Source organism: Bordetella genomosp. 8 (assembly GCF_002119685.1).
In the GTDB taxonomy this organism is placed as follows: domain Bacteria; phylum Pseudomonadota; class Gammaproteobacteria; order Burkholderiales; family Burkholderiaceae_B; genus Bordetella_C.
In genome coordinates, this window is record NZ_CP021108.1 from 2178373 (window position 1) to 2192389 (window position 14017).

10 protein-coding genes are annotated in these 14017 nt (G+C 66.7%); 4 read left to right on the forward strand and 6 right to left on the reverse strand.

Translation table 11 applies throughout. The features are described 5' to 3' along the window. Positions 1-40 precede the first annotated feature (40 nt). The gene (locus tag CAL12_RS10055; protein ID WP_198298417.1) at positions 41-1903 is read right to left on the reverse strand and encodes an ABCB family ABC transporter ATP-binding protein/permease; all 1863 of its coding nucleotides are present in this window, start codon (positions 1901-1903) and stop codon (positions 41-43) included. 42 nt (positions 1904-1945) lie between these two features. Then, a complete protein-coding gene (locus CAL12_RS10060; RefSeq protein WP_086064354.1) occupies positions 1946-2878 on the reverse strand; it encodes a LysR family transcriptional regulator in 933 nt (310 codons plus the stop codon). Between the two features lie 129 nt (positions 2879-3007). Here CAL12_RS10060 and CAL12_RS10065 point away from each other — a divergent pair, with 129 nt between their 5' ends. After that, positions 3008-4021: a Bug family tripartite tricarboxylate transporter substrate binding protein gene (locus CAL12_RS10065; protein WP_232464765.1), complete on the forward strand. Its 1014-nt coding sequence runs from the start codon at positions 3008-3010 to the stop codon at positions 4019-4021. 85 nt (positions 4022-4106) lie between these two features. After that, positions 4107-5354 carry an amidase gene (locus CAL12_RS10070; protein WP_086067793.1) on the forward strand — a complete coding sequence of 416 codons (1248 nt, stop codon included), beginning with the start codon at positions 4107-4109 and terminating at the stop codon, positions 5352-5354. Between the two features lie 22 nt (positions 5355-5376). On the opposite strand, the gene CAL12_RS10075 is transcribed toward CAL12_RS10070, so the two are convergent. Then, positions 5377-6240, reverse strand: a complete 864-nt coding sequence (locus CAL12_RS10075; RefSeq protein ID WP_086064355.1) for an NAD(P)-dependent oxidoreductase — start codon at positions 6238-6240, stop codon at positions 5377-5379. 133 nt (positions 6241-6373) lie between these two features. Here CAL12_RS10075 and CAL12_RS10080 point away from each other — a divergent pair, with 133 nt between their 5' ends. Next, positions 6374-7087 (forward strand): metallophosphoesterase, encoded by a 714-nt coding sequence (locus tag CAL12_RS10080; protein ID WP_086064356.1) that lies wholly within the window; start codon positions 6374-6376, stop codon positions 7085-7087. 13 nt (positions 7088-7100) lie between these two features. Here the strand turns inward: CAL12_RS10080 and CAL12_RS10085 are convergent, their stop codons facing one another. Next, positions 7101-9731 carry a penicillin-binding protein 1A gene (locus tag CAL12_RS10085; protein ID WP_086064357.1) on the reverse strand — a complete coding sequence of 877 codons (2631 nt, stop codon included), beginning with the start codon at positions 9729-9731 and terminating at the stop codon, positions 7101-7103. A gap of 159 nt (positions 9732-9890) precedes the next feature. After that, a complete protein-coding gene (locus tag CAL12_RS10090; RefSeq protein ID WP_086064358.1) occupies positions 9891-10700 on the reverse strand; it encodes an AraC family transcriptional regulator in 810 nt (269 codons plus the stop codon). A gap of 181 nt (positions 10701-10881) precedes the next feature. Between CAL12_RS10090 and CAL12_RS10095 the strand changes: the two genes are divergently transcribed. Beyond that, the gene (locus CAL12_RS10095; RefSeq protein ID WP_198298418.1) at positions 10882-12078 is read left to right on the forward strand and encodes an MFS transporter; all 1197 of its coding nucleotides are present in this window, start codon (positions 10882-10884) and stop codon (positions 12076-12078) included. Positions 12079-12107: 29 nt separating this feature from the next. Here the strand turns inward: CAL12_RS10095 and CAL12_RS10100 are convergent, their stop codons facing one another. Continuing rightward, the gene (locus CAL12_RS10100) at positions 12108-14009 is read right to left on the reverse strand and encodes an alpha/beta hydrolase family protein (protein ID WP_420042789.1); all 1902 of its coding nucleotides are present in this window, start codon (positions 14007-14009) and stop codon (positions 12108-12110) included. Positions 14010-14017 lie beyond the last annotated feature (8 nt).

Genomic DNA, 14017 nt, shown 5'->3' on the forward strand with positions numbered 1-14017 from the left:
TGCCGTCGCGGCATCGCGCTGTGGCGCCGGCGCGGCGTGATCATGCCGCCGGTTCGGTGTCCGCCGTATCGGCATCCAGGTTCGCTTCGGCGCCCGGGCCGCTGCGCTGCTGGCGATGCCACATGCCGGCATACACGCCGTCGCGCGCCAGCAGCTCGTCATGGGTGCCGCGTTCCACCACGCGGCCGTCGCCCAGGACGATGATTTCGTCGGCATCGACGATGGTGGACAGCCGGTGCGCAATGATCAGCGTGGTGCGGCCGATGCTGACCTCCCGCAGGTTGGCCTGGATCTCGCGTTCGGTGTGCGTGTCCAGGGCGCTGGTCGCTTCGTCGAAGACGAATAGCGCCGGCCGTTTCAACAGGGTACGGGCGATGGCCACGCGCTGCTTTTCGCCACCCGACAACTTCAGCCCGCGTTCGCCGACCACGGTGTCGTAGCCGTCAGGCATGTTCATGACCAGCGTGTGCACATGCGCCATGCGTGCCGCGGCTTCGACTTCGGCATCGGTGGCGCCCGGACGACCGTAGGCGATGTTGTAGCGGATGGTGTCGTTGAAAAGCACCGTGTCCTGCGGCACGATGCCGATGGCCGCGCGCACGCTGGCCTGCGCAACCTGGCGTATGTCCTGCCCGTCGATCAGGATGGCGCCGCCGCCGACGTCATAGAAGCGGAACAGCAGACGCGCCAGCGTCGATTTGCCGGCGCCGGACGGGCCCACCACGGCCAGCGTCCTGCCCGCCGGAATGGTGAAGTCCACCCCTTTGAGTATCGCGCGCCGTTCGTCGTAGCCGAACGTGACGCCGCGGAATTCCACGCGTCCGCCTTCGACCCGCAAGGCGGGCGCGCCCGGCGGATCCTGGATTTCGCGGTCTTCGCCCATCAATTCGAACATGCGCTCCATATCGATCAGGGATTGCTTGATCTCGCGATAGATGAAGCCGAAGAAGCTGAGCGGATCGTAGAGCTGCAGCAGATAGGTGTTGACCAGCACGAAATCGCCCAGCGTGTACTGGCCACGCGTGATGCCGCGCGCCGCCATCCACATGACCAGCGTCAGGCCCACGGAAATGATGACGGCCTGGCCGATGTTCAGCAGCGACAGGCTGACCTGGCTGCTGACCGCGGCGCGCTGGTACTGCTTGAGCGACACGTCGTAGCGGCGCGCTTCATGTTCCTCGTTGCCGAAATACTTGACGGTCTCGTAGTTCAGCAGGCTTTCGACCGCCTTGGTGTTCGCCTCGGAGTCGGTCTCGTTCATGCGGCGGCGGAACTTGGTGCGCCATTCGGTGATGACCAACGTATAGGCCAGGTACAGGATGACGGTGACGGCGGTGGTCAACGCCAGCCAGATATCGAACATGCGCCATAGCAGGATGCAGACCAGCGCGATTTCGAACAGTGTGGGCAGGACGCTGAACAGCAGATACTGCAGCAAGGTCTGGATGCCGCGCGTACCGCGTTCGATGGCGCGCGTCAGCCCGCCGGTATGCCGGCCCAGGTGGAAGCGCAGGGCCAGCGCATGCAGGTGGCGGAATACCTGCAGGCCGACTTCCCGTACGGCGTGCTGGCCGACGCGCGCGAAGACGGCGTCGCGCAGTTCGGAAAACAGCAGGGACATGATGCGCGCGCCGCCGTAGGCCAGGATCAGGCCCAGGGGCAAGGCCGCGGGACCGGCGCCGGCACCCTGGTTCAGCGCATCGACCGCCGACTTGTACAGGATGGGTATGTAGACCGTGGCGGCCTTGGCCAGGAACAGGAAGACGACTGCGGCGATGACGCGCAGCTTCAGGTCGTTGCGGCCGGCGGGCCAGAGGTAGGGACCCAGCGCGCGCAGCGTGGCGATGCTGCCGCGCGGCGTCGTGGCGGACGGCGTGGATGAGGAAGCGGGAGGGGAAGCCATGATGTTGCCGGAAAGGCGGCGATGGGAAGCCGCCATTATCGTTCATGGCCGGACCGGGGCCTGCCGTGCGGCGCGCCCCGCCGTGCCGCCGTGCGTGCCGATGGCCTGCATCACGGCGATGAAGCGGTCGATCGCCGGATTGACGCTGGACGGCTGGCGCGCCGCCAGCAGTTCGGCCCGCATGGCGCCCGGACCGCGCACGCCGGCGTAGGCCAGCGTGTCGGCGCGCATGCGCGACAGCGCGCCGGGCACCAGCGCCAGCCCGAAACCCGCTTCGACCAGGGTAAGGATGGTGGGGATCATGCTCTCCATGACGATGCGTGGCGTCTTCTGTACGGCGCCGGTCATCAACTGCTGGATCTGGCTGAAATACCGCGAGTTCTGCCGCGAATAACCGATCAGGTCGTGGTCCAGCACCTGGTTCATCGTGACCCAGCGCTTGCGGGCCAGCGGATGGTCCTTGCGCATCGCCACCATCATGGGCTCGTCATGCACGCGCAACGGCGCCAGGTCCGGATCGGCGAAGGGCGGCCGCAACAGCGCCAGGTCCAATTGCCGCTGGTGCAGGGCCTCCGGCATGACGTTGGAGTTCATTTCGCGCAGATCGAGGCTGACGGTCGGATAGCGGCGGTGGAACTCATAAAGGACTTCCGACAGGTTGGAGTATGCCGCGCTGGGCGTCAGCCCGATGATCAGATGGCCGACTTCGCCCTTGGCCGTCTGCCGCACGGCGCGCACCATGGTTTCTGAGTCCGCCGCCAGCTGCTGCACCCGCCGGTACAGTTCCGCGCCCGCGGCGGTGAGCCGGACCGAGCGGGTGGAGCGGATCAGGAGCCTGGCGCCCAGCGTGTCCTCCAGCTTGCGGATACTCTGGCTGAGCGGCGGCTGGCTGATGTGCAGCCGCTGCGCGGCGCGGCCGAAATGCAGCTCTTCGGCGACGATGGAGAAGACATGCAGCAGGCGGCTGTCGATCATGATTATGTCGTTGAAGATATCAATCTGGAATTTATTGAGTATTAGACAACACAATCTGCGCTACCTAGAATGCCTCGCATCGTTGGCTTGCGCCCCGCGCGGGGGGCGTCGTTCCATAAGGGGGATTCCATGGGTTCATCGTCACGCCTGCGCCAACGCGCGGGATTCAAATACGTACTGGCCGCCGTGGGCGCGCTCGTCATGGCCATGCCCGGGATGGCGCATGCACAGGATGGTTATCCCAACAAGGCCATCACCTTCATCGTCCCGTATGCCGCGGGCGGCAGTTCCGACACGCGATCACGGCAGCTGGCGCAGAAGCTGGGCGAGCGCTTGCATGTGCCGGTAGTGGTGGAGAACAAGCCGGGCGCCAGCGGCAATATCGGCACCGCGCAGATCGCGCGCGCCACGCCGGACGGCTACACGATAGGGCTGGGAAACTTCGCGCCGCTGTCGGTCAACAAGGCGCTGTACGGCGGCAATCTGGGCTTCGATCCCGACAAAGGCATCGCGCCCATCGTGCTGATCGAGCGCGGCGCGATGGTGCTTGGGGTGAACAGCCAATCGCCGTACAACAGCGTGGCCGATCTGGTGAAGGCCGCCAAGGCCAATCCCGACAAGCTGAACTACGCCACGACCGGCGCGGGCAGCGCGTCGCACTTGGTCACCGAGCTGTTCCAGGGCAATGCCGCGATCGCGGCGACGCACGTGCCGTACCGGGGCGGGGCGCCCGCCGTCAACGATCTGATGGCCGGCAACGTCGACTTCTACCTGGAACTGGCGAGCCTGTTCATTCCTTACGCCAAGGGCGACCAGCCGCGGCTGCGCCTGCTGGCCGTGTCCGCCGACAAGCGGCTGACGGCCTTGCCCGACGTGCCGACCTTCCAGGAACTGGGCGTGCCGAATATGGTGGCGTCGAACTGGTTCGGCGTGATCGCGCCGTCGGGCACACCCGAGGCTGTCGTCCGCAAGCTGAACGAACAGATCAATGCGGTGCTGCAGGATTCTGGTTATCGTAGCGTCGTCGAATCCCAGGGCGCCGAAGTCGCGGGCGGCTCGCCGTCGGATTTCAAGGCCTTCATCGCGAGCGAGTCGGCGCGCTGGGGCAAGTTGATCGAAGACAAGCACATCACCATCCAGTAAACCCCGCCGGCCGGCGCAGGCTCCCTTGCACGGGAGCCTTTGCCGTTACGGTACCCAGCGCTACGGTGCACAGATCATGACGCGCATGTCGCAGACTTCTCATCCGGACAGCCCGATCGAACAGGACCGCGTCGGACAGGCGCTGCGCGCCATCGCGCAACGGGACGGCGAATTGCAGGCTTTCGTATGGCATGCCGAAGCCGTCGAAGCGACGCCCGCCGCCGGCGGCCGGCTGGCTGGCATGCCGTTCGCCGTCAAGGACATCATCGACGTTGCCGGCATGCCCACGCGCTACGGTGCGCGGGAGATGGCGCCGGACCTGAAGCTGTTCGATGCTTCCAGCGTCGCGCAGTTGCGCGAGGCGGGGGCCGTGCCCGTGGGCAAGACCGTCACCGCGGAGTTCGCCCACGTGGTGCCCGGTGCGACGCGCAACCCGCATCTGCCCACCCACACGCCGGGCGGTTCTTCCAGCGGTTCGGCCGCGGCGGTCGCCGCCGGCATGGTGGATATGGCGCTGGGCACGCAGACGGGCGGATCGGTCATTCGCCCCGCCGCGTTCTGCGGCGTGGTCGGGTACAAGCCGTCATTCGGCCGCGTGCATCGCGGCGGCATGCAGGTACTGTGCGACACCCTCGATACCTTGGGCTGGTTCACGCGCTCGGTGGACGACGCGCTCGCCGTCGCTGCCGTGCTGATGTCCCTGGACCTGGCGCCAGGTTCGGGAACGGCCGCGGCGCGCCGCGCCCCCAAGGTGGCGGTGCTTCCGTGCAGCCGCCTGGGCACCCTGAGCGCGGCCGCGGAAAACGCCTTGGCGCAATGCGTCGAACGCCTGCAGGCGCAAGGCGCGGCCGTCATCCGTCCGGACCTGGACGACGACGTCGATACGCTGGTGGCCGCGCATGCGACGGTGATGCGTTACGAATTCGCCCGCGGCCTGCTGCCCATCGCGCGCACGCGTCCGCAAAGCGTGCATGCGACCACGCACGACACCGTGCGCAAGGGCCTGGAGATCGGCCACGGCGATTATCTTGAACAGCAGCATTTGCGGGCCCAGGTGGCAGCGCGCTGGGCAGCCCGGCTTGCCGACGTGGACTTCATCGTGACGCCCAGCGCCCCGGGCGAGGCGCCGGCCGGCCTGGACAATACGGGGTCTTCCATCTACAACCGCATCTGGTCGCTGCTGGGCTGGCCCTGCATCCATTTGCCTACCGCCCGGGGCCAGCTGGGCCTGCCGGTGGGCGTGCAATGGGTCGGGCTCCCCGACACCGACGCGGCCTTGCTGCAATGGGCCGCGGCGCTGCATGCGAGCATCGATACCCGCGTGGCACGTTGATCGCCGGCCGGCCGTGGCCGGGTCAGCCCTGCTGGTCGGGCCGCGCTTCCTGCGCCAGGAAAGCCTGCAGCGCTTCGACCTCCGCGCGTCCGTCGGCGTCGTCGTGCGCCAGCCTTTCATACAGGCGCGCCGCGCTTTCGAAGAAACGCTGCCCGCTTTCATCCGGGGCCAGGAATGCGGAGATTTCCTCCATTTCCGCGACCCAGCGATACGCCTTGCCGAACATGTCCGGCACGCTGCGCGAGAAATGCTTGAGCAGGTGGGGCTGGCTTTCCGCCAGTTCCTCATACAGCGCCCGCGCGGTGCCGTTGCGCGAGGCCCCCAGCATCATGATCGATCCCAATGCAACCAGGCCCTTGGTAATGCCCGCATAGGACATCTTGAGCGCCGACGCCTCGCTGATCTGTTCCGACAGCACCCGTACGCGCAGGCCGCCTTCGCGCAGCGCCGTGACGGCGCCGGCCGCGGGTCCTGAACAGTACAGGGCCGGGCCTGGCGTCGCCGGCCGCGGCGGGCCGCCAATGATGCCGCCATCGACGAAGGCCGCGCCGCTGTCCTGGATGATGGCGGCGATCTGCTCGGCCGTGCGCGGATTGACGGCGTTGCAATCGACATAGACCGGCGCGCGGCCGTTTTCCTTGAACAGGGGAGCGAACCGCCGCGCGAGACCGATGGCATCGGCCGGGGGGACGATGGACAGGAACAGGTCGGCGTGCGCCAATTCGATATCGGTACGATGGTGCATGCCGCACTGGCGCGCCCGTTTGACGCTGGCCTCGCTGCGGTTGGTCAGCGACGTAAGGACCTGGAATCCGTGGTCGTCCAGCCGCTTTCCGATGGCGCTGCCCATGGCGCCGGGCGCGACGATGGCGACGCGTGGCTTCATATCGGGTCTCCTTGGCTCTTGGCAATCGGGTGGGTCGCATCACTGTACACCCACCGGCCGGGGCCGTTTAAGATGAACGCAGTGGCACGTGCGGCGGACGCCGCCGACGTGCATTCAGCAGTACGGAAACTTCATGCTTGTCGACGTCGAACGATTTGCGCGCAATACGCTGGGCCGGGACTGGGCCGTGGGGGATATCCACGGCCACTTTTCGCGCTTGCGCGCGGCGCTGGATGCCGTGCGGTTCGATCCGGAGCGCGATCGCCTGTTCTCGGTGGGCGATCTCACGGACCGCGGGCCCGAATGCCAGGAAGCGCCGCGCTGGCTGGCGCAGCCGTGGTTTCACGCCGTGCAGGGCAATCACGAGGACTATGCCGTGCGCTACGTGCGCACAGGGCTGGTCGATACGGAGAACTGGCGCGTCAATGGCGGTGGCTGGTTCCTGGAGCTGTCGCCGGAAGACCAGCGCACGCACGCGGAAACCTACGCCAGGATGCCTCTGGTGATCGAGGTGGAAACCGCGGATGGCCTGGTCGGCATGGTGCACGCGGATTGTCCGGTGCGGGATTGGAGCAAGCTGGCGCGTTACCTGCGCGATCGCTACAAGCGTGCGCGCGGCATCTGCCAGTGGTCGCGCGAAAGGCTGGCGCGCGGCGACGCGTCAGGCGTGCGCGGCATACGCGCCGTGGTGGTGGGGCATACGCCGTTGGCCGCGCCGACCGTACTGGGCAATGTCTACCACATCGATACGGCGGGCTGGATGCCGGACGGCTACTTCACACTGCTCGATCTGGCCACTTTGCGCACCACGCCGCGCGAGCCCGTCAAGGAAGCGGTGTTCGGATAGCGCGCCGTGCGCCTCAGGGGCGCACCGCCATCGCGGTAGCCGGCCGCAGCGCGGCGCCGCCCGTCGCATCCACGCGGGGCACCGGAATCGGCGGGATCGCCATTGGCGTGGCCTGCGTGCCCTGGGGGGCGCCCACCGCGGGTGATGGCCGCGGCGGCCTGCCGTTGTCCGCCTGCGGGACCGGGATGGGCGGGAACGCCGAGCCGCCAGGCGTGCCGCCCGCCGGCGGGTTGCCGGAAGGCGGCGTGGCGGGCTGCCCGTTGTTCATCATCGGCACGCCGCCCGTGCCGCCCCGGTTCAGGAAATCGCCCAAGGGATCTTCCGTGGGCAGGTCCAGTGACGCCACGGCCTGGCCCGGCGGGAATTCCGACAGATAGTATTCGCCGTTGGCCGTCAGGATGTTGTCGGGCAGCGGCCGCTTGGGCGCCACCGGAATGCCCTTGAGCGCCGTCTGCATGTACTGGAGCCACGCCGACAGCGTCAGCCCGGCGCCGAACTCGTTGGAGCCTAGCGACTTGGGTTGGTCGAAGCCCATCCACACCGTCGTGGTCAGCGCGGGCGTGTAGCCCGAAAACCATACGTCGACCGAATCGTTGGTGGTGCCGGTCTTGCCGGCCACGTCGTCGCGCTTCAGCACCTGGCGCGCGCGCGCCGCCGTGCCGTAGGTGGCCACGCCGCGCAGCATGTCGTCCATGATCCACGCCACGCGCGGATCGACCACGCGGTTGGCGTCGTCGCCCGCATGCTGCGGCTGCGATTGCATCAGCACCTTGCCGCTGCCGTCCGTGACCTTGTCGATCAGGAAAGGCGTTACGCGATAGCCGCCATTGGCCCAGACCGAGTAGGCGTTGGCGACCTGCAGCGGCGTTGCCGAGCCGGCGCCCAGCGCGATGGGCAGCACCGCGGGCCAGCGGTTCTTTTCGAAACCGAACCGCGTCAGGAACTCCTGTCCGTACGCGGGCGTGATCGCCTGCAGGATACGGATGGAGACCATGTTCTTGGACTTGTACAGCGCCTGCCGCATCGTCAGCATGGGCTCATAGGCGTTGCCGTCGTTCTTCGGATTCCAGGCCTTGGAACCGGTCTGTTCCGCGGTCAGCGCAAACGGCATGTCGGATATTTGCGTGGCCGGCGTCAGTCCACGCTCGAGCGCCGCGGAATAGATGAAGGGCTTGATATTGGACCCGGGCTGGCGCCACGCCTGGACGGCGCGGTTGAAGTTGCCGCGATAGAAATCGAAGCCGCCGATCATGGCGCGGATGGCGCCGTCGTCCGGCACTTCCGACACCAGGGCGCCCTGCAGCGTGGGCATGTTCAGGACTTCCCAGCTGTCGCCGTTCTTGTGCACGTACACTACCGATCCGCGGCGCAGGCGTTCGTCGTCCTTGGCCTTGGGGTTCAGGGCGCGCGCGACGACGGACAAGGCTTTCTTGTCGTCGATGGTGATGATGTCGTGCGACCCGCGCGCCACCGTGACCGACGTCGGGCTGGCGGCCAGCACGACGCCCATGTACATGTCGCCGCTGTCGGGATACTTGTCCTGCAGGCCATCGATCAGGTCGTCCAGCGCCTGCGGATCCTTTTCGATGTCGTCGGGCAGGTCGATCTGGTCTTCGGGACCGGGGTAGCGGGCGCGGCGCGTGTAGTCCAGGATGCTGGCGCGCACCGCCTGGTAGGCGGCTTCCTGGTCCTTGGAGTTGATCGTGGTGTAGACGTTCAGGCCGCGCGAATAGGTCTCGTCGCCGAACATTCCGTACATCAGCTGCCGCGCCAGTTCGGCGGGATACTCGCCATGCACGCGGAAGGCGTTGGCGCCCGTATCCGTCGTGCCGCGTATCGTCAGAGGCTGCGCCATGGCGGTCTGGTACTGCTCGTCGGTCAGATAACCGAGCACGCGCATGCGGCCCAGCACGTAGTGCTGGCGGATCTGCGCGCGCTGCAGGTTGGTGATCGGGTTGTAGCGCGACGGCGCCTTGGGTATCCCGGCCAGGATGGCGGCTTCGGCCGGGGTCACATCGGCCAGCGGCTTGCCGAAATACGTGCGGGCCGCTGCCGCGAAACCGTACGCGCGATGCCCCAGGTAGATCTGGTTCATGTACAGCTCCAGGATCTGGTCCTTGGTCAACGCGGACTCGATCTTGAAAGTGAGCAGCAGTTCGTACAGCTTGCGCGTATAGGTCTTTTCGGAAGACAGGTAGAAGTTGCGCGCCACCTGCATGGTGATGGTGCTGGCGCCTTGCGACTTCGACATGCTGAGCGCGTTGGTGGCCATCGCGCGGAACACGCCGGTCCAGTCCACGCCGCCATGCTGGTAGAAGCGGTCGTCTTCGGCGGACAGCACGGCGTGCTTCATCACGTCGGGGATTTCATCGAAACGCAGCACGTTGCGGTGCTCTTCGCCGAACTCGCCGATCAGGACATTGTCGGCGGTGTAGACGCGCAGCGGGATGCGTGGCCGGTAGTCCGTCATCGCGTGCAGGTCGGGCAGGCTGGGCCAGGCCAGCGCCACCGCGAGGCACAAAGCGATCAGGCCGCACGCGCCCAGGCCGGCAACGACGATGCCCGCCTTGATGGCGAGCCGGGACAGACTGAAGCCCGCTTTGGTCTGTGGTTGGGCTTGCTTGGATTGCGGGTGGTTGGTCATTCGCTGGCGAAACTGGGGCAGAGCTGCATAGACCCGGCCCAATCGGTGAAGGTTTCAACAACGTGCATTATCGCAGGCCGGGCCGGGGCGGGCGTGTACGGGGGACGGAGCAGGGCGGTATGGCGGTCGAAGCCGGCAGGCAGCGCCTGCAATCTGACTTCAGCCTGAAACAGGCTGGTTCAAATAAGTGTTGGGCGTGGTGCCCATCGCCCGGCGAAACATGGCGGCGAAGGCGCTGGGACTGCGGTAGCCCAGCTCGGCGGCGATGCGCGCCACGGGCTGTCCCAACGACAGGCGTCCGACCGCGTCCGCCAGCCGCACCTGCTGCACCCATTGCCGGTAGTTCAGGCCGAGTTCGGCCTGGAACAGGCGGATCAGCGTGCGGCCGCTGGCGCCGACTTCCTGGCCCCATTCCTCGATGGTGCGATCCAGCCCGGGCTGGGCCAGGATCGCGCGGCATACCGCCTGCAGGCGCCGGTCCGCGGGCCAGGGAATGTGGATGGGAAGGACCTTGGCTTCCGCCAGTTCGGCCAGCGTCAGGGCCGCGATCTGTCCGGCGCGCCCGGCCATGGGATATTCGATGGGCAGCGACATCAGTGCCAGGATCAGCTCGCGCAGCAGGCCGCTGACTTCGATCACGCAGCATTCCGGCCAAAGGGCGCGGGCGGGCTCGGGGGCGACGTACAGGGTGCGCATGGATACCGGGCTGACCATCTCCACCTGGTGGTCGATGCCGGCCGGCACCCAGAACGCGCGCAGGGACGGCAGCGCCCACATGCCCTGCGCCGTGGTGACGCGCATGACGCCTTCCACGGCGTAGAGCAACTGCCCGCGCGGATGCTGGTGCGGCCCGGTGCTGGCGCCCGCGGTGAATTCCTTGGCCATGGCAGTGACGGCGCGCGGGACGCCCTGGTAATCGTCGGCATCGATACTGCGCGTGGGGTAGGCGGCGGGAGGATGGGCGGGCATGACATGGGCTGGACCGGGAAGATCAGCCTCCAGTGTCACTTAAACGACGATGATTGTCACCCCGCCGGTCGCATGACTTATTACACTTCGGGTTACCCCTTAATCAACACTTTTGCTGGCCATGAACGCTCCCTTGCCGAATACCGCAACGGTTCCCGCTGCCGCGACCCAGGCCGCGCCCATGCCTACGCCCCAGACGTCCACCGCATTCAAGGTGCTGGGCGCGATCAGCGTGGCGCATCTGATGAACGACATGATCCAGTCGATCCTGTTGGCCATCTATCCGATGCTGAAGGACTCGTTCTCGCTGAGCTTCAGCCAGATCGGCTTCATCACGCTGACCTATCAGATCGCCGCGTCGCTGCTGCAGCCCTGCGTGGGCCTGTACACCGACAAGCGGCCCTTGCCGTATTCGCTGCCGGTGGGCATGGGTTTCACGCTGGTGGGCCTGCTGCTGTTGTCGGTCGCGCCGTCGTATCCCTATATCCTGCTGGCGGCGATCCTGGTGGGGACCGGGTCGTCGGTGTTCCACCCTGAGTCTTCGCGCGTGGCGCGGATGGCGTCGGGCGGGCGGCACGGACTGGCCCAGTCGCTGTTCCAGGTCGGCGGCAACGTGGGTTCCGCGTTGGGCCCGCTGCTGGCTGCCCTGGTCATCATCCCGCACGGGCAGGGCAGCGTGGCGTGGTTCTCCCTGGCGGCCTTGTTCGGCATGCTGGTCCTGATCGGCGTCGGTCGCTGGTATGGCGGCAACCGCTGGCGCCTCAAGCCCAAGGCGCGCGCGGCGGGCGGCCCGGCGCCGCTTAGCCGCAAGCGCGTGGGGCTCACGCTGGGCGTGCTGGCGGTGCTGATTTTCTCCAAGTACTTCTACCTGGCGAGCCTGAACAGCTACTTCACCTTCTACCTGATGGACAAGTTCGCGCTGCCGGTGCGTTCTGCGCAGCTGTACCTGTTCATCTTCCTGGCGGCCGTGGCGGTGGGTACGGTGGCGGGCGGGCCGATCGGCGATCGCGTCGGCCGCAAGGCGGTCATATGGACGTCGATCCTGGGCGTCACGCCGTTCACGCTGGCGCTGCCGTATGCGAATCTGTTCTGGACGGGCGTGCTGGTTGCCATCATCGGCTTGATCCTGGCGTCGGCGTTCGCCGCCATCGTGGTGTACGCCCAGGAACTGGTGCCGGGCAAGGTGGGGACCATCGCCGGCCTGTTCTTCGGCTTTGCCTTCGGCATGGGCGGCGTGGGCGCCGCGGTGCTGGGCCATATCGCGGACCTGACCAGCATCGCCTACGTCTACAAGCTGTGCTCGTTCCTGCCCTTCCTGGGGATGATGGCGATATTCCTGCCGGACATGGAACGCGGCGGCCGGCCCGCCAAGGCCTGACCGCCGCGCTCAAGGCGTGACGTGCGGGATCAAGGCTTGAGGTGCTGTACGAAGAATTTTTCCATGGCTTCGTAGAACTCGAACTTGTTCTCGTCGTTGTGGAAGCCGTGGCCTTCGTTTTCCTTGACCATGTATTCCACTTCGACGCCGCGCGCGCGCAGGGCCTCGACGACCTGGTCGCTTTCCGCCTTGTTCACGCGCGGGTCCTTGGCGCCCTGCGCGATGAACAGCGGCGTCTTGATCCGGTCGACGTGCAGGGCCGGTGACGTGGCCTGAAGACGCTCCTTGTCCTTTTCCGGATTGCCGACCATGTCGTACATTTTTGCCAGCAGCGGCTTCCAGTAGGGCGGAATCGTGTTCATGAACGTAAACAGGTTGGACACCCCGACGTAGTCGACCGCCGCCGCGTACAGGTCGGGCGTGAAGGTGATGCCCGCCAGCGTCGCGTAGCCGCCATAGCTGCCGCCGTAGATGCCGATGCGCTTGGGATCGGCGATGCCTTGCGAAATCAGCCACTGCACGCCGTCGGTGATGTCATCCTGCATCGCCAGGCCCCATTGTCCGAAGCTGGCTTCCCAGAACTTGCGTCCGTAGCCCGTGGAGCCGCGGAAGTTGATCTGCAACACGCCGAAGCCCCGGTTCGCCAGGAACTGGGCTTCCGCGTTATAGCCCCAGCTGTCGCGCGCCCACGGGCCGCCATGGGGATTAACGATGATGGGCAGGCCGCGCGGTTCGCGGCCCACGGGCAGGGTCAGGTATCCGTGCAGCGTCAGGCCGTCGCGGCTCTGGTAGGTGATGGGTTGGACCGGCGCCATGTCGGCTTCCGGCAGGGCGGGATTGATGTCGGCCAGCTTGACCAGCGTGTCGCTCTTGACGTCGTAGACGTAGCGCGAGCCCGGCGTGCGGTCGTTGTACGCCGCGACGATGAATTTGTCCTCGGCGCGGGTTTCGCCCTGCAGCGCGAATTCATAGCCTTGCAGGCGGTCGCCCAGCTTGCGGTAGATGGCTTCGATCTGCATATCGAAGAACTTGCGCTGCGGCTTGTCGGTCTCGTAGGTCGCCACCGTCAGCACCTTGCGGCGGCGCGAATAGCCGATGCCGCCCAGGTCCGCCTTGCGCGGATCGAACAGCATTTCCTCCGCGTCGGGCTGGGCGGGATCGATGCGCACCAGCGCCAGCGTGTCGCGTCCGCGGTTGCTCAGCGCATAGAGCTGTTTGTCGTCGAAGGTGAACAGCACCGGGCTGACCGTCGTGCGGTAGTCGGTGGTGATCAAGGGGCGGAAGGGCTGCTCTTCGTCGTCGCGGTACAGCAGCGTCGTATTCAGGCCGTCGCTGGTGATCGCGGCGCGCACTTTGCCGGCGTGGTCGGTTTGCCAGCCGACCACGTTGCCGGGATTTTGCGCCACGCGCACCGATGCACCGGTATGGACGTTGACGCGGTAGACGTCGAAGACCTGCGGGTCGCGCTGGTTGTGGTTGATCAGGATGTGCTCGGGATCGTCTTCCAGGTCGTCCGCGATGCCGGCGCGCACCTGCTCGAACGGGGTCAGGTCGACGACCTTGCCGTCGTGCACGTTGACCGCCAGGACGTGGAAATTCTCGTCGCCGCCGAAATCCTTGGCGTAGAGGATGGTGTCCGAGCCCTTCCATACATAGCTGCCGATGTCGCGCGCCGTTTCGCTGGTGATCTTGCGCGGCTCGCCGACCGGCGTGGCGCCTTGCAACGACTGGACGAAGATGTTCATGCGCGGCGGCTGGCCTTCCACGCTGACCGGGCGCATGAAGGCGATCATGCTGCCGTCGTCGGAAAGGCGGAAATAGCCGCGGTCGGGGTTGCGGAAGAAATCCTTCAGGGGGTACTGCCGCGGTGCCGCGGCCGGCGCGCCGGGCGTGGCGCCGATCAGGGTCGCTGCCAGCAGGGTGCGCGTCATGAATTTGA